General features: G+C 55.3%; 14 protein-coding genes. 2 read left to right on the top strand and 12 right to left on the bottom strand.

What is annotated here, in order from left to right; all coding sequences use genetic code 11:
- Positions 1–106: 106 nt before the first annotated feature.
- The 3 genes from BK659_RS08110 to BK659_RS08100 form a co-directional block, all read right to left on the bottom strand.
- The gene (locus BK659_RS08110; protein WP_123424561.1) at positions 107–1,507 is read right to left on the bottom strand and encodes an aminotransferase-like domain-containing protein; all 1,401 of its coding nucleotides are present in this window, start codon (positions 1,505–1,507) and stop codon (positions 107–109) included.
- 55 nt (positions 1,508–1,562) lie between these two features.
- Positions 1,563–3,038, bottom strand: a complete 1,476-nt coding sequence (locus BK659_RS08105; RefSeq protein ID WP_123424560.1) for a hypothetical protein — start codon at positions 3,036–3,038, stop codon at positions 1,563–1,565.
- 599 nt (positions 3,039–3,637) lie between these two features.
- Positions 3,638–4,660: a zinc-dependent alcohol dehydrogenase family protein gene (locus BK659_RS08100; RefSeq protein WP_123424559.1), complete on the bottom strand. Its 1,023-nt coding sequence runs from the start codon at positions 4,658–4,660 to the stop codon at positions 3,638–3,640.
- 267 nt (positions 4,661–4,927) lie between these two features.
- Here BK659_RS08100 and BK659_RS08095 point away from each other — a divergent pair, with 267 nt between their 5' ends.
- The gene (locus BK659_RS08095; protein WP_123424558.1) at positions 4,928–5,842 is read left to right on the top strand and encodes a LysR family transcriptional regulator; all 915 of its coding nucleotides are present in this window, start codon (positions 4,928–4,930) and stop codon (positions 5,840–5,842) included.
- A 38-nt stretch (positions 5,843–5,880) separates the two neighbouring features.
- On the opposite strand, the gene BK659_RS08090 is transcribed toward BK659_RS08095, so the two are convergent.
- The 8 genes from BK659_RS08090 to BK659_RS08060 form a co-directional block, all read right to left on the bottom strand.
- Positions 5,881–6,297 (bottom strand): hypothetical protein, encoded by a 417-nt coding sequence (locus BK659_RS08090; protein WP_123424557.1) that lies wholly within the window; start codon positions 6,295–6,297, stop codon positions 5,881–5,883.
- Positions 6,298–6,340: 43 nt separating this feature from the next.
- Complete coding sequence (locus tag BK659_RS08085; RefSeq protein ID WP_123424556.1) at positions 6,341–7,669, bottom strand: LLM class flavin-dependent oxidoreductase; 1,329 nt, start codon at positions 7,667–7,669, stop codon at positions 6,341–6,343.
- 36 nt (positions 7,670–7,705) lie between these two features.
- Positions 7,706–8,611 carry an ABC transporter substrate-binding protein gene (locus tag BK659_RS08080; RefSeq protein ID WP_123424890.1) on the bottom strand — a complete coding sequence of 302 codons (906 nt, stop codon included), beginning with the start codon at positions 8,609–8,611 and terminating at the stop codon, positions 7,706–7,708.
- 49 nt (positions 8,612–8,660) lie between these two features.
- Positions 8,661–9,344 (bottom strand): ABC transporter permease, encoded by a 684-nt coding sequence (locus BK659_RS08075; protein WP_123424555.1) that lies wholly within the window; start codon positions 9,342–9,344, stop codon positions 8,661–8,663.
- The gene (locus BK659_RS08070; RefSeq protein WP_086946308.1) at positions 9,344–9,973 is read right to left on the bottom strand and encodes an ABC transporter permease; all 630 of its coding nucleotides are present in this window, start codon (positions 9,971–9,973) and stop codon (positions 9,344–9,346) included. The genes BK659_RS08075 and BK659_RS08070 overlap by 1 nt, the downstream gene beginning before the upstream one ends.
- Entirely contained in the window at positions 9,970–11,001 is a 1,032-nt protein-coding gene (locus BK659_RS08065; RefSeq protein WP_123424554.1) for an ABC transporter ATP-binding protein, read from the bottom strand. The genes BK659_RS08070 and BK659_RS08065 overlap by 4 nt, the downstream gene beginning before the upstream one ends.
- Positions 11,002–11,463: 462 nt before the next feature.
- Entirely contained in the window at positions 11,464–11,676 is a 213-nt protein-coding gene (locus tag BK659_RS27615) for a hypothetical protein (RefSeq protein WP_148050422.1), read from the bottom strand.
- Positions 11,677–12,220: 544 nt separating this feature from the next.
- Entirely contained in the window at positions 12,221–13,339 is a 1,119-nt protein-coding gene (locus BK659_RS08060; protein ID WP_123424553.1) for an NADH:flavin oxidoreductase, read from the bottom strand.
- A gap of 102 nt (positions 13,340–13,441) precedes the next feature.
- Between BK659_RS08060 and BK659_RS08055 the strand changes: the two genes are divergently transcribed.
- Entirely contained in the window at positions 13,442–13,825 is a 384-nt protein-coding gene (locus BK659_RS08055; RefSeq protein ID WP_123424552.1) for a winged helix-turn-helix transcriptional regulator, read from the top strand.
- A 717-nt stretch (positions 13,826–14,542) separates the two neighbouring features.
- Here the strand turns inward: BK659_RS08055 and BK659_RS08050 are convergent.
- Complete coding sequence (locus tag BK659_RS08050; RefSeq protein WP_221178143.1) at positions 14,543–16,819, bottom strand: TonB-dependent receptor; 2,277 nt, start codon at positions 16,817–16,819, stop codon at positions 14,543–14,545.
- Positions 16,820–16,983 lie beyond the last annotated feature (164 nt).

Below are 16,983 nucleotides of genomic sequence, written 5' to 3'. Positions count from 1 at the left end.
TGGTTCAGGAATTGGGAGGCAGTTTACTGACAGTTTGACCGGAGAGCGACGATATCTATCCAGACGAAATCTATCCAGTCGTCAGCTGGCTCTTTTGTCCGCCCGGTCAATCGGTAAGTTCAAGCCTCAACGCATCCGCCAGCATCGTCAATGCAACCTCCAGATCATGCTGCCCGCTGAATGTGTGACTGAGCCTGAGGTTCTGCGAATGCAACCCATGCAGGCTGAACAGCTCGCCAGGCGCAATCACCACGCGTTGCTTGAGCATGCGCTGGAAGACCCGGCGCACATCGACCGGTCGCAACGAGCGTGCCCAGATGGTTGCCCCGCCCAACGGCTCGACAAACTCCAGCGAGTCGCTCAGGCGTTCCTGTAGCAGTTGGGTCATCCGGGTTTTACGCTCTTTCAACAGTCGACGCAGCACCAGCAAGTGCTGATCGATACGACCGCTGCTGTACAAGCGTGCGATGGCTTTCTGACGAATCGGCGACAAACGAAATGAGCGCAGCAGAAAGTGTCGTTGCAACTCGACGCTCAATTGCCGTGACAGCAAATACCCGTAAGGCGCCTCGGGCCCCATGAGTTTCTCGAAAGTGGAACAGACGATCAGGCGATCAGGATCGAGCAGATCGCGAAAGCGACTTTCATTCGGCTCATGACCGAGTTCACCGTACACATCGTTCTCCAGCACCCAACTGCCGTGTTGTTCCAACAGCTTGGCGGTGGACTGCCTGTTGTCGGACGGCATCAGGCTGCCGCGCGGCATGCTGACACCCGATGACAGCACCACCAGACGAACCGCCTCGGTCTTGAGCAAATGCCCAAGCGACTCAAGGTCAAGGCAGCCGTTGCCGTCTATCGGCAGTTCGATCACCTGTACGCCAGCGGTCTGGAACAAACGCAGAATGGTCCAGTCACAGGGCGATTCGACCAACACTGTCGCGTCTTTGAGTTCGAGCACCGCGATCAGTATTTCCAGCACGCCACGCAAGTCGGCACCGATGTAAACGTCATCGGCATGCCAGCAACGTGCCGGTGAAGTGGTGTAGCGCGCCGCCAGCGCGGTGCGCAGCTCCAGCTCGCCACACGGTTGCGAGTGAAGCTGCGGTTGGCGCGGATATTGGCGCACCAATTCCCGCTCCAGCAGTAACAACGGACTGTCCAGGGACTGCAACAGCGCAGGCTCGTCGGTGCTCAAGATCAGCATCCCCGGGCGCCTTGCGCTGACATAGACCGATTCAAGCAGGTCGTTGCCGCTGCTGAACGAAGTGTTCAAGGAAACCGGCAGCGCGTAGTAGCCGGATTTTGCCACCGAATACACTCGCCCTTCTTTCTCCAGCAGTGAATAGGCGTACTGGATGGTCGAAATCGACACGCTCAACCGGTCGGCAAGCTGCCTCAACGAAGGCAGCTTGATCGGTGTTTCAGCCCCCATTTCATTGATCAGGCTGGTCAAGTATCGGTACACGGCCTGGTAGGCAAAATCGGTTTCTCTTGGGCCTTTCATGGGCGGTGGCCGATTGCGGTACGCGTGTTTTTTGGATCGGTCAAACCAGGCTCCTTCAACGTCTCGCCGACAGTTCACTCAGCGCATCGGCATCCTCGAACTCTCCCTGTTCTTCAGTGTTCACGCCCGGATCACCCGTCTCAAGTTCGATTCCGGCAACCGAACGCATGCCGTATAGCTTGCAGATCAAGCTGACGGACAAACCACTCACGTCGATCATCCATTGCATGACTTGCTCGGGGGCGGCATTGCCCTGCATCGCCTTGTGTAGCTCGGGCATCGCTACCAACATGCCGGGATGACAGCGGCGTAAAAAGTTTTCCAGCCCGGCACCGGCATCGGCAAAGGGTGCAAAGAGCAGGCACAGCTGCTGTGTTTCATTGAGTCCCAGTGCTTGCTGAGCCTCCATGGCCGCCTGGGCCCGCAGTTCAGTCATCACCTGCCGATTGCCGTAAACCTCCAGCACCTGATCGCAAAGGCGCTCGGGCAGGTGTCGTCTGCGCATCATCAACAACGCCCGCTGAATGTACTCTCTGAATCCGCTTTCGTAGGTCAGGCCTTTGACGAAACTGGCCTGCAACCCCCGTAAGTGGGCCGAGAGCAAAGGACTGGCGTATTCGTTTTCGCGCAGGTGGGCGTCAACTTCATCAGGTTGCAGCCCGAGAAAGTCGGTGAGCAATGGCCAGCGCTCCTCCATGTTGCCGGTCACCAGGTCCTGGATATCGATGTAGTCCGCACCGCGTCGCGTTTCAAAACTCTCGCGTGGCCGCCACTCGACGGTTTCATGGCCCGCATAAAGCACGCGATAACAATCGCCACCCAACTGATCGAGCGTTGACAGCAACCCATCGAAACTACAGGCGGGACGCGTGATCGCCGGCAAGCCGGCCTTCTGCGCGCCTCGCGTCAGCCCCGCCAGAAACTGCTTCTGCTGACGCGCTGTTTCACCGCTGATCAACGCATCGACACCGCCCTCCCATCGGGTCATCTGCGTGTAGAACTCGCCTGTCGCCAGATAACAGTCGTCACACGCTTCGAACACCCCGTCAGTTCCTCGCAGGTGACCGAGCATCAGCATGTTTGTGCGATTCAAATCGCGGCCAGCATCAGACATCGGTGCCAAATGATTGAATGGCAGCACCTCGCGGTTATCGACCATCAGCACCTCGATCCGAGGATCGTCGTAGACAAACAGGGCACCGTAACTGCGGTGAATATTCTCCATGATCGTCGGCGTCGTCCCGCCCAGACGTAGCGTGCTGACACGAAGCTGGAAGGTCGCTGGTGCTCTGCCCGCGATACTCAACTGCGCGGCACGCAGGAACGCTAATGTGTAGCAACTGTCCCGTGTTCCCGAGTGCGTCATCAGCACCTTGTAAGTGCCGATTCTCTCCATGCCCCCGGCAGCCACCACCAGACGCTGGATCAAAAGCTGCAATGCAGTACGCTCCGCGCGGGAAAAGAAACTCAGCAACCGCTGCAAAACTTGCTGGTAGACATAGTTCATTGCTTGATCATGAATAGAGCTCATCGTCATTTACCTGATATTCAAAAAGTCGACATCGAACAAATAATCGTTTGTTTGTTCGATTTGCGATCGGTGATGGCTGATTACGGCGCGTCGTGAGTATCTGCTGTCAAATGCTAACACTTTGATTGTGGTAACCATTTGAAACGATTGTTTAGGAATAACTTTCACGAACGGACAAGTCGCCCACAAAGCCCGAGGCAGAGCGCTCCAACAGGACGAAACGACGGCCTAGGACTATTCCGACAGCGTCCCACAGACAATGAGCACGAAAAATAAAGAAACCAGAGCAGCGCAATAGTTCGGCAACTAATAAGCGAACCGACTACTTCCCATATTTGAACGCAAGGCGCAGATGAGCAATGGTCCGCATACGTAGTACCAGAACCCGTACCGATTAAAAGAAGATGCCCAGCCATGACTCATTCCTTGAGATGAAAGTAATCATTCAATTATCAGGGCTTACATGATGATTAGAAGATACAGATCAGGAGCAAAAACCAGTTCAGTTGCTGAACCAATAGATCACGAAGGGGGAAATCAGAGGTTTGCAAGTCCAACAAAAACGCAAGAGTCCGTAAACACGGACTCTTGCGCAAGGGTCATGCAGGTTCGACTTGAAGCGCCACACGTTCGCGGCAAGGACACTCATCCATGTAACGGTGCGCCTGGACAAACTCGCTAAACGGGAAGACCCGGGTCTTGAGTGGCAGCAGAACACGGTCAGCCGTCAACTGGTTGATATCGCGCAAGGCCCGTTGCAGTGCGACCTGATCCTGAACGATGCCAAGTTCCGGTTTGCCGGTAAAGTTGCCGATGCAGTGGACGAAGAACTGAATGTTTTTCTGGAACGCCGCACACGCCGGGAATGGAGTCTGGTTACCGCCTTGCAGACCATACAACACCAGGCTGCCACGAGGCGCCAGCACGTCACCGAGCATCGACATCTGTGGACCGCCAAGGCCGTCGAATACCACATCGACACCGCGGTTGTCGGTGAGTTTGTTGATCTGCATGAGCAGATCCTGCTCTTCAGTGACGATCACCTTCTCGGCACCGAGGGACAACAGGTACTCGCGTTCTTCGGCGGTTTTGGTCGCGGCAATGACCCGTACACCCAGAGCCTTGCCCAGTTGCACAAAGGACGGTCCGGCGCAGTGGCTCGCATCGGTTACCAGCGCAAACTGCCCCGGCTTGACCCGTGCCAGATCGGCGTAAGCAAAATAGGCAACCAACAGCGGCGTGTAATGCACGGAGGCTTCGATCGGACTCAGCACATCCGGGTAACGCGTCAGCGCCGAACGCGGCAGAACGATTTGCTCGCCATAAACGGGATAGTCATTGGGGCTTTCTGCCGGGAAGCTGGCGACCTTGTCACCCACCGTCAGATCATCGACACCTTCGCCGATGGCCGTCACCACGCCGGCCATTTCATGACCAAGGCCAGACGGTAACCGGGCATGGGAAGACGCCAGGTTCTGACGCCAGAGGATGTCATACCAGCTGATGCCAATCGCCTCGACACGCACCTGCACTTCGCCCGGCGCTGGCAGAGCTGCCGCATGCTCTTCGCATTTGAGCACCTCGGCTGGACCAAACTTGTGAAAACGGATCGTGCGGGACATCGCAAACCTCGTCAAAGTAACCTCTAATGCCCTGAACTCTATCTGGGCTTTCTGACCAAGACCATCAGTGGCTATTAATAGTCGACATGCCTGTCATTGATTCCGCAGCTCCGGCGATACGTCCATCAATGTAGAAAACCGAACCAGCATTTTGGAAAAACTGAATTACTCGGTGCAGAGTACCAGTCTTTCCCCGTAAGATTCATGCCGGCCATTGTTCTCATATGGCCGCTCCCGTCAAGTTTGCTGACTCTGCCAGGACTCCAGATGAATCGTAATGACCTGCGTCGTGTCGACCTGAACCTGTTGATCGTGTTCGAAACCCTCATGCATGAACGCAGCGTGACCCGCGCGGCGGAGAAACTGTTTCTCGGCCAGCCGGCCATCAGTGCCGCGTTGTCGCGCCTGCGCAGCCTGTTCGATGATCCGCTGTTTGTGCGCACCGGCCGCAGCATGGAGCCTTCAGCCCGGGCCGTGGAAATTTTCGCCCTGCTCTCTCCGGCCCTGGATTCGATTTCTACCGCGGTCAGTCGTGCTGCCGAATTCGACCCGGCCACCAGTACCGCCGTGTTCCGCATTGGTCTTTCGGATGATGTCGAATTCGCCCTGCTACCGATGCTGTTGAAGCGCCTGCGTGCCGAGGCACCCGGCATCGTGCTGGTGGTGCGTCGAGTTAATTATCTGTTAATGCCGGGATTGTTGGCCTCGGGTGAAATCTCGATTGGCGTCAGCTACACCACGGATCTGCCGGCCAACGCCAAACGCAAAGTGCTGCGTCGCAGCATGCCGAAACTGCTGCGCGCCGACACCGTACCCGGCGCCTTGAGCCTCGACGATTTCTGCGCTCGCCCGCATGCACTGGTGTCCTTTGCAGGCGACCTCAGTGGCTTCATCGATGAAGAACTGGAAAAACTCGGGCGCAAGCGACACGTGGTGCTCGCGGTTCCGCAGTTCAATGGTTTGAGTACATTGCTGGCCGGTACCGACATCATTGCCACTGTGCCGGACTACACCGCCGAAGCGCTGACCGCAGCGGGCGGCGTACGTGCCGAAGAACCGCCGCTGCCTATGCGCACCTTCGAGTTGCACATGGCCTGGCGCGGCTCCCAGGACAACGATCCGGGTGAGCGCTGGCTAAGGTCGCGGATTCAGATGTTTTTTGGCGACCCTGAGAGTCTTTGATACGGCATTGCGCGCGCCCAATGTCCCTGTCAGCAGTCTCAGGCATCGGCCCGTTCTAGCTTGTTGATCCCGGCCAGCGTGTGGCGCAGTAAATTCATTCCAGAGTTGGAATCCCGGGCATTGATCAGCCCATGGCTGCCCTGGAAACCCACCAGGTCAGTCACGGCCGAATCAGCTCTGCAGAGCAGCAAACTGCGATGGTCACCACCCGAGCTATGGGTAAGCTCATAACTCGGGCGCCCTACCAGTCTCACCTTTCCCCGCAGTGACGTGATGAATGGATAACCACAGGTCTGGGATAACAAGATATCCGGGGAAAGCCAATGGGGCGTTGGATCAACGATCGGCTTTTGCTCACGGCGCGCGCCCAAGATCTCCAGGACGCATTGGAGCCAGGCCTCTTCTGCCTGTAAAACCCTGGCAGGAGCGAGGTACATGGATAGATCGCTGGTCATATGAAAATCCAGTCAGGGGATGTGATTAGCGCTTGGCCCCAGATCACAGCAAGAAGCTGTTAACAGGCCTTTTCAAGCCCAAGCGGTCCCTCAGCGTCCCAGGTTCATATTCCTTGCGGAAAACCCCTTTGGCTTGCAGCAAAGGCACCACGCCGCGTGTGAATGCTTCAAAGTCCGTTGGCAAAAACGGAAACATGAGGTTGTAGCCATCGACGGCATTCGACTCGTATAACGCTGAAAGCTTATCGGCAATATGCTCCGCCGTTCCGATCAGTAGCCAGGTACTGGAGCTCTTGACCAAACGGCGCCCTATTTCGCGGATAGACAACGAAGCATCGTACTTCTTGAGAAGGGCCAGCTCAGTTCGAATGCCATCAAACTCAGACTCATCCGGCAACGCTGGCAGCGGGCTGTCCGGCGACAGGCCTGTCAGATCAAGACGGGTGTAGCTGGAGACCAGATCAATCGCCACGGCATCGATAATGAGGCTGTCCTCCAGTTGCCGACGTCGCGCCTCCTCAGTCTCATCTTCTAGCACCACCGGAAGCACGCCGGTAATAATTTTCAGATCACTGGAATGCCTGCCCTTCAATTCAAGCCGGCGATTCAAATCTGCCCTGTACGCCAGTCCTTCTTCGACCGAATTGATGAAACAGAAATGCACGTCCGCATGGGCGGCGGCCAGATTCTTGCCTGCTTCAGAAGATCCCGCCTGGGCAAGGACGGGATATCCTTGAGGTGGACGCGGCATGTTAAGCGGCCCACGCACGCTGAAATGTGCCCCTTTGTGATTGATCGGGTGAATTTTCGATGGGTCGGCAAAATCGCCGGTGCTCTTGTCAAATTCAAGCGCACCCTCCTCCCAGGAGTCCCAAAGCTGCTTGACGATATGGATAAACTCTTCGGCCCGCAGATAACGATCGCCGTGTTTCGTCACGCCTGACAATCCGAAATTCGAAGCCTCCTCTTCCAACCAGGAAGTCACGATATTCCAACTGGCTCGCCCTGCACTGAGATAGTCCAGCGAAGCAAAATACCGCGAGATGTTGAACGGCTCGTTATAGGACGTTGAAGCAGTGCCCATCAGCCCGATGTGCTCGGTCACAGCAGCCAGTGCGGACAAGAGCGTAATAGGTTCAAGCCGGGCGTTGGCATAGTGCCTCAACCCGCTGGCCACGGAGTCCCAGACCGCCACGTGGTCCGCGACAAAAACCGCGTCAAACTTCGCCGCTTCGGCCGCCTGCACCAGTTTTACGTAGTAGCCCAACGTCAATATTTCGTGGCTCGGTGACAGCGGATGGCGCCAGGAAAAACGATGGTCCCCTTGGGGATTAAAGAAGAACAAATTCAGAATCATACTTTTATTGGACATAACGCCTCCGCGACCTTACCAACGTCGCATTCATTTTCACTGGGCCGTCTTGACGGTATGTTCGGCGACCCACTGCGCCGCGACTTTGGCTGGATCCTTGTGATCGATATCAACAAGGCGATTGAGTTGCTTGAGGTCGTCATCGGTCAGTTTTGCAGAGACCTCGTTGAGCACCTTGGTGACGTCTGGGGTCAGCAACGCCTTGCGCCCCAGTGGCGTGATGTTTTGCAGGGGTTGTTGATGCTTGTCATCCTCAAGCACAACCCAAGGTTCTTTCGCCAAAATGCCTTGCGTGGAGACCACCGTGGCGACGTCGATAGCGCCTGAGTTCAACGCCAGCCGCGACAAGGGCCCGCCCATGTCCAGCGATTTGATGCTCTTGAAGTTGATGCCGTAGACCGCCTTCAACCCGGGCAGGCCCAATGCAGCAGTGGCGACTTCGGGAGGCCCGCCCAGCGTGAAATCACCCGAGACGGGCGCTAGGTCGGACAAGGTGTGCAAGTTGTACTTTTCTGCGGTTTTTCGGGTGACGGCCCAAGCGGTAATGGAGCCCGCGGACGAAGGCTCAAGCAGCTGGAGGTCCGCCGGCAACTTCTGTTGCAAAGCGCTGACGATCTCCTTTTGGCTGGTCAGAGCAGTCTTGTCGTCATAGAAACTCAGCAGTGATCCTATGTATTCGGGTACAACGTCTATATCCCCGTTTTCCAGCGCCTTGGCGATGATCTGACGGTTCCCCAGATTGAGTCGGGTCTTGACGTCAATCCCTTCATTTTTCAAGGCTGAGGCATAGATGTTTGCGAGAATAGTCTGCTCGGAAAAATTGGCCCCACCGATGGTGATGGATTGAGCACTGGCAAACGTGCTACCAACCAGCAGTCCCAATCCCAGTAACAGTGAGGCCGAGAGCGGTGACCGAGCCTTCAAACGGTATTTGTTTTTCATTTTGATTTGCACCTCTGCAGAATTAATACGCACTTTCAAATGCCCATGATCATGTAGCACTCAGTTCAACATCATTCGCTCGCCATTTTCGAACCATGAGTGTGTCTATCATCGAGCACACCCACTCGCTGACAATCGCAAGTGCCGACACCACCAGTGCGCCGCCAATAATTTGCGGCGTATCATTTCGGCCCAGTCCATCAATAAGAAACCTGCCCAGCCCGCCGAACCCTGCATACGCAGCGATGGTGGCTGTTGCGATAAGTTGCACCAGGGCTGATCGGAATCCAGAAAAGATCAGCGGAAAAGCCAGCGGCAACTCGAGCTGAATAAACATCTGCCATCTGCACATCCCCATCGATCTGGCAGCCTGCTTCAGAGACGAATCCACCTGATCGATTCCAACATAGGTATTGGTTAATATCGGCGGGATGCTCACGGTCACCAATGCGATAATCACCGTGCTGGCTTCATAGCCAATGAGCATGATTGCAAGTATCACAATACCCAGAGAAGGTAATGCTCGCCCAATATTGAACAGCCCTATCGCCACCTGCGCGCCTTTGCGGTAGTTAGCCAGAAGTACGCCGAGCGGCAACGCTATTGCACAAGCAATAGCCAGGCTCAAAGACACATAATAAATATGCTCTGCCAGCCGAGTCAGTATTCCGCTTTCACCCAACCAATTGTCAGGAAGAGAAAACCAAAGGTAGACACCTGCGATCATGCTCATCAGCGCACCCAAGGGACCAGCCATTTATTTATTGAATAAAACAGAAAATCAAAACATAACGCCAACATCACCGTCAGGACCAGGCTGACTGCCACAGGCGTAGTGAAACTTTGAGCCAGCCCGGTAATGAACATCTGGCCTAATCCGCCCTGACCAATCAAGGCAGTAACGGTCACCAGCCCCACTAATGTAACCGAGGTCGTTCGCAAACCTGCCAATAACGAAGGCAGCGCCAGTGGAAGTTCAACCCCGAGGAATCTCTGCATGCGCGTATACCCTAGCGCACGGGCTTCTTCCAATACGTCCGGGGGATTACTCGCAAGCCCCGCCAAGGTGTTCTGCAACACAATAAGCAAGGAATACAGGCTCAAACCAATGACCGCCGTCGTCTTGGATAAACCGGTAAAAGGCATTATCAAAATAAACAGCGCCAGGGACGGAATGGTAAAGAGTATGCCGCTGACATAAATCATGGGGCGCGCCAATCCTGGCTGCCACAACGTCAAGAGCACCATTGCGCCCGCTAATAGCATCCCTATACACAGGCCCAAGGTCACCAGCTGAATATGATCAAATAACAGCTGACCGATCTGCTGCCAGTTTTCAACGATCCAGGACCAGTCAATCATTGCGCACTTCCGAAGCGGCGCTCATTGAGTGCGCTGTGAAGGCTGGCAATCGAGAGGCAACCTTCGTAACCGCCCGCCTCGTCCACGCGAACAACCACACCGATAGGAGCCGTTAGAATTTTAACCAGTGCGTGATGCAACGAGTCGTTACTCGACACCGTTGTCAGCTCGGGAACAGGCACGTCCGATTCACTGACCCATTTCAACGGATTGGACTTATCATCCACCAGAAGTTTGAACTCGCAATTGATCTCATCCGCTGGAAGATCAGAAACCTTCATCAGCGAAAGTCTTTTTAACAGCGGATCTTTACCGATAAAGTTCTTCACAAACTCGGTGGCAGGATGGGCAAGGATATTGTGAGGTGTGTCGAACTGAACAAGCTTTCCTTCGCCCTCGAAGATGGCAATCCGGTCACCAATCTTGATGGCCTCCTCCATATCGTGGGTCACCAGAATAATGGTTTTATGCAAACGCCTCTGAAGCGCAACCAGTTCGTCCTGCAGCCGCTCGCGTATCACCGGATCAAGTGCGGCAAAGGGTTCGTCCATCAATACAACCGGTGGGTCCGAGGCCAATGCCCTCGCCAGAGCGACACGACTTTGCTGCCCGCCCGACAGCTGATTAGGATACCGGTCAAGAAATTCCGGCTGAAGTCCAACCAGGGAAATAAGCTCGCTCACGCGCTGGCGGATTTTGTGCTTGCTCCAGCCCAAGAGCCGCGGCACGGCGCCAATATTTTCTGCAACCGTCTGGTGAGGAAATAAGGCTGCGCTCTGCATCATGAAACCAATGCCGCGGCGTAGCGTAACGACGTCAAGCTCATCGGTCGCTACTCCATTGACACAGATGCGACCACTGTCCTGGGTATCCAGCCTATTGATCATTCGCAAGATAGTCGTTTTGCCACACCCGCTTGGCCCGACAAATACGCAGATCTCCCCCTCCCGGACATGAAGCGTTAAATCGCTCACGGCCATTCGCGGGCTGCCTTTATGAGTTTTCTTGATGGCTTCAAAACGTATCATTTTCCGACGCCCAGATTGGCTTTAGTGTTTTTATTGCCTGGCAGGATGGCGGGGACAAGGCGCTGTATTGTTCAACCAAGGTCAGCACCACGGCAACACTTAGCATATGAACTGCCCACACCATCGACAGCCAGAGCACGACCAATGGAATAAACAGAACAATGGTGAATACTTCGCCAAATGCCTGCCCATAAAAAGCAACGACAGCCCAGGCCAGATAGAAGCCAACAAGCAAAAGCCAGGTGGGCTATTCGGTTTGACTGGTAACTGTAGTGCTCAGCTTAACAATTTCAGCTCGATGAGCTTCATCCAAATAGTTTGGCATTGTAGTAAGTCGCGATAAGTATTGTTCTGTACAGACGCCCAATCACTCACTCTCCAAGCCATAACCCTATGGAACCAGGGCATTACTTGAAGATGACTGGCTAGACTTACGGTATTGAAATGACCAGCAGCGAAGCTTCACATGGCGTAGAGCAGAAACGCCAAGCCTTCGCTGATTGCACTGCAGGCTTCGCTGTTGGCCTGACAAGGAAGAGGTTTGCCGGTAACGAATGGAACGGCAATGGAGGCACAAGGACTGATGCGGATATTGCCGGAGTGAGAAATCGCGACCTGAGCTCTATCATAAGACAGAGCCTCAAGGCTGATTTGTAAGATTCGGGCGCCGGACATAGTCGTACCATAAAATAAGGTTAAACATATCCGGCGGTCCGGTAACCACAATGTAGCAGAATGGCTAATGCACTCAAGAAATATATTTTATTATGCTTATTCCAGAAATGAATAAGCATTAAGCGGTGCGTCTCCCCTCCTCTCAACTTGCCTGCTCCGCTAGCCTAGTTTCAGCGTACCGACTCTAAGCAACTTTACGCATTGCCGACTAACTAAATGACCGGACACAACGTCGCGCCGTAGCCCAAGCATCGCATTACACCTTAATCAAGGCTGCTCCCGAAAGGCCTAGATAGCCACGAAAAATCTAGCGCTACATTAATCGGCGACGCTATGCAGCCTGCGCGTAAATGCCCAGGCCGCACCGCAACGCAATATTAATTTACGCGGGTGTTGAGCGGCCTTAACCTGTTCGGTCATTGAAACAGTCATGGCGCACTCAACAACAGATTACGATCTCGACCTCGCAACATCCGAGGCTAGACCTCTGATTCCTTCAGACTAAAACCTTTGTGGCATGAAACTCTCCACTCAGCTGTAAGGCTCAAACCAATTCGGCTAAAGATGCCGGATTGAAGCCCTTTAGGTCTGCGTAATCGCCTTTTTCAACTTTGGCGGCCCAATCCTTGTCACTCAGCAGAACACGCCCTACAGCGATCAGATCAAACTCTTCGCGCTCCATGCGTTCGACGAGCCGATCCAAACTCGCAGGGGTTGATCCCTTGCCGGCGAAGGCATTAGTAACATCATTTTCTAGCCCAACCGAACCAACACTGATGGTCGCGGCCCCGGTTACTTTCTTCGCCCAGCCCGCGCAGTTCAGGCCGTTCTCACCGTCAATCTCGGGGAACTCAGGTTCCCAGAAGCGGCGTTGTGAGCAGTGCAGGACGTCGACACCAGCCTCGACTAATGGCAACAGCCAGTCTTCCATCACAGCTGGCGTTTCAGCGACGCGTACTCCGTAATCCTGTTGCTTCCACTGGCTGACACGCATGATGATCGGGAATTCAGGGCCAACAGCATGACGAACAGCAGACACTATCTCACTGGCAAAACGCGAGCGTTCCTTGATCGTCGGGCCGCCGTAGCGGTCGGTGCGCAGATTGGTACCAGACCAGAAAAACTGATCGATCAAATAACCATGGGCTCCGTGGATCTCAACGGTATCGAAGCCCAGTCGTTTGGCATCCGCTGCGGCCTTGGCGAACGCTGCTACCGTGTCGGCAATGTCCTCTTCACTCATCGCCACACCACGCAGGTCACCTGGCGAATCAAGGCCCGACGGGCTTTCCACTGGCGCATCTGGCTCCCAGTCGTTGATGTAACGCGTGGCACCGGTGTGCCAGATCTGCGGTGCCATGCGCCCGCCAGCGTTGTGGACCGCATCGATCACGTTTTTCCACCCAGCCAGCGCCGCTTCGCCGTGAAAAAAAGGAATGCCAGAATCATTGCGCGATGCTGGGCGATCAATCACGGTGCCTTCCGACAAAATCAGCCCGACACGTCCCTCTGCCCGCCGCCGGTAGTAGGCAGTGCTCGCTTCACCCGGGATGCCTTCGGGTGAGAACAGACGCGTCATTGGCGCCATGACAATCCGGTTTTTCAGTTCAAGCGACCGGATCGAAAAAGGACGAAATAAAATGCTGGTTTCAGGGTTTGACATCGGATGGACTCCATTTGCTTTTGGAAGCCATATAAGTATATTTTGTAAACCAAATGTCAATTAGGCACCTAAAGTCGCCTAGGTATACATGAGGAAACTTCGATGCTGGAATTAAAGCCGCAGTGTTTTTCGTCGGAGTGCCCAAGCCGGGCGCTGTTCGACCAAATCGCAGACAAGTGGTCGATGATGGTTCTGGCGGTACTTGATGACGGGCCGCACCGTTTTAACGCCATCAGGCGTCGCCTGGAGGGCGTCACTCAGAAAGCACTGACACAGTGCCTGCGTCGACTGGAACGAAATGGACTCGTCTCGCGCCAGGTCATCTCGTTTTCGCCCGTGGCAGTCCAGTATGAGATCACCCAACTTGGTCGAACACTGCAGCAGCCATTTCGCGAATTGCATAAATGGACACTCGACAAATTGCCTGAGGTTGAAACGGCCCGGTTGAAGTTTGACGAGGCCGCGCAGGTAAGCCTGACGGAGTGATTGTTGACTGACTCATCACCACTGCCCACCTGCAAGGCATTACTTCGTAGGTTTGCCCGCGATATCCCTGAACCTACCAACGCTATATTAAGTGCCTAATTGACTCTAGGTTTATCGCGCATACCTTGTAATGGTCGACAACGATGGCCTCACTCGATGCCTTATTGCGACCATTGATCAACGCTTCTCTGCGACTCTCAACGATTGGCCAAGCGCCTTCGATATCGACGCGGCAGCGCTGATCCCAGCGGCCTGACCTTTTTTGGAAAGCCCAATGAGTCAATCGATGGTCGGCTGCGCCAGCAGCCGTCCAACCGCACGTTTTTCCATTCATAAAGCTGAACCTGGATGCCGCCTCTCCTCCTAGAGCTTTGCTGCACCAATCTTTGCTACCAGAGCTCACCCAATTCCCATCTGGAGTTACACTGAAAACTACCCTGTACCGTCTTGGTGTTCTGTCAGAAATCGCCATTAGCGATCACTCGTACACCCGATGCGAGCGGGGGCAAATATGAATGTTCTTTGGCAACCCTGAAATTCTATGACTGCACAGAGGTCATTGATTACGCCGTCTGATCTCTCCCCCGCAGACACGATAAAGCCCCGATGAATCGAGGCTTTATCGTTAAATCCAGCGAGAATTCCAGCGTGCCGTGTCGTACCGCCAAGACCGGAGAAAGTCGCAGAACTCTCCCCTGCCTCTAGGCTGGCCGACTGTCAGAAATCAACCGATGCTGAAAGCTGAAGGGTACGTGGAGCGCCCAGGCCGCCGGACAGGCCACTGCCGTCGCCGCCGCTGTAGGAACCGATCCAGTATGCCCGGTTGGCGATATTCTCTACGTTAGCCCGTAAGGTCACAGGTTTGGACATGACTTTGGTGGTGTACCGACCGCCCACATCGAAAACGGTGTAAGACGGCAACTCCATCCGATGGTCGTCCGTGACGTAGCGGCTGCCTACGTAGTTCGTGCCTGCGGTCAGGGTCAACCCAGGAACCATCTCCAGGTCGTACTCGGCCCCCAGCTTGGCGATGATCTTCGGAACGCCGGTCACCTGATTGCCTTCGTTCGCCGCTACCAGCGCCTTCGTCAACACCGCCTGCGTGTAGGAAACACCGCCCATCAAACGCAGATCTGGTTGGGCCTCACCGAAGAAGCTCCATTCCACGCCGCGGTTGCGCTGCTCACCATTGACGCCAAAAATGTTGGTGATCGGGTCGGTAAAGGTGCTGGGTTTTTCGATCTGGAACACGGCCAACGTGGTGGCGAACGTACCCAGGTCAAGCTTGGCGCCCACTTCATACTGCTTTGTCTGAATCGGGCTCAGGATTTCACCCGGGTTGGCTGCCGTCGTCGGAGCCGTCCCCCCCTTAGACAGACCTTCGATGTAGTTCGCGTAGACCGATACATCGTCGGTCACCTTGACCAGCAACGCGGTAGCCGGCGAAACACGGCTCTCGTCATAATGGGAAGTCTTGACCCGATCCGGGGTCAGGTTTGAGCTTTCTACTGTCTGATTCCGCAAGCCCAGCGTCCATTGGATACGGCCATCAAGGAACGAAAGGGTATCGAGCAAAGCAACACTGCCCAGCTTGTCTTCGGTCCGGGAGGTGACAGCACCAAATTTGCCCAAGGGCGGCGTTGGGCCGAAGTCGAGGTTGTAGTAGTTGGTGGTCACGTAGTTGGGTATCTGAAGATCCTTGTAGCTCATCTCCGACTTGTACTGAGTGGCCGCCAGCGACCATTCGTGGCCTACGGGGCCGGTGTCGAAGCGGCCCTTCAGGCCAGCCTCGCCCGATTTCTGGGTGCCCTGCCCATCCGAGCGATAAGCCAGAACATTGATATCACCGGCGTTGTTGACCAGCGTGTCGCGCGTCATCAGGGCGTTGCGGCCACCGTCCCTCTGCCCATAGGCCGCAAAGGCGGTGAGCGAGTCATTCAAATCGACCTCGCCTCTGAGCAAGAAGGTTTCGGTGTCGTTGGTGGTATATGCCCAGTCAGGTGCCAGCGCGTAATCACCCTTCTTCGCGCGGGGTACGCTGGTGACCTTAGGGTTGATCGAGGCAATACCGAAATAGTTGGCGCCCTCCAGATGTTCACGTTGCTTGTAGGCGTCCAACGACAGGCGGATGCGCTCGGCGCGCCAGTCCAGGCCCAGCGCATTGAGCTGCATGTTTTGTTTCTGATCGTCCACGGCGGTGTCGCCGTCGCGGTACACCCCGTTGTAGCGGATACCAAACTGATTCTGATCGCCAAAGCGCCGACCCACGTCGGCATGCGCACCGTATAAACCATTGGATTCAAAAGAGGTCGTCAGCCGCGTCAGGGGTTCGTCGCCTGCGCGCTTGGGCACCATATTGATGCTGCCTGCGACGCTGCCATCTGGTGGCATGCCGTTCAGCAGAGCGGACGGGCCCTTGAGCACTTCGATGCGCTCGGCCAGCTCGGTCGCGCCACGCAGGTTCGGCGCCATACCGATCAGGCCGTTGTAGGTGATGTCGTTGGCGGAAGTATTGAAGCCACGAATGAAGAAGGTTTCGATGATGGCCCGTTTGGACGGGACGTTCACCGATGGATCGGTTGCGCCGATTACCGAACCGATGTCCTTCGCCTGGTGGTTGCGCACGAAGTCATCGGTGTAGCTGATGGCGCTGAAGGGAGTCTCCATAAAGTCCTTGGTGCCCAGCAGCCCGACTCGACTGCCAGTGGCAACCTGGCCGCCCGCATACGCCGGCGGCAGGTCGGCAGATGCGCCCATAGTGCCCTCCACCGTTGTTTCAGACAGGACAAGGCTACCTTCGCCAGTGCCCGCCGGAGACTGCGTTGACGGCTCAAGGGCAGGCGCAGCGGCCACAGCCATCGAGCCTCCGGTCAGCCCTAGCAACAGCGCCATCTGTACGGCAGAGAAAGTACGATTCAAGGTAAACGAAAAAGCGCGTTGTGTAGCCTGCGATGAATCAGGGTTGGCGCTATGTGGGCGACCGTGTTCCGACATGCTGGATTCCTTTCGATGCAAAGAATTGGAGTGCATTCACTAGGTTTCCGTACCAGAACGTCAAATCCTCAATCTAAATGATAAATATTTACATTCGTTACGCTGAGAACACTCCAAGGGTCTGGATCAGGTCGCCCGCTACACCATCCACAAAAAGGGCTGGC

Origin of the sequence: Pseudomonas brassicacearum (assembly GCF_003732225.1) — a bacterium.
In the GTDB taxonomy this organism is placed as follows: Bacteria; Pseudomonadota; Gammaproteobacteria; order Pseudomonadales; family Pseudomonadaceae; genus Aquipseudomonas; species Aquipseudomonas brassicacearum_E.
Note: the sequence above shows the minus strand (reverse complement) of the source record. Positions and strands in the feature narration are given on the sequence as shown.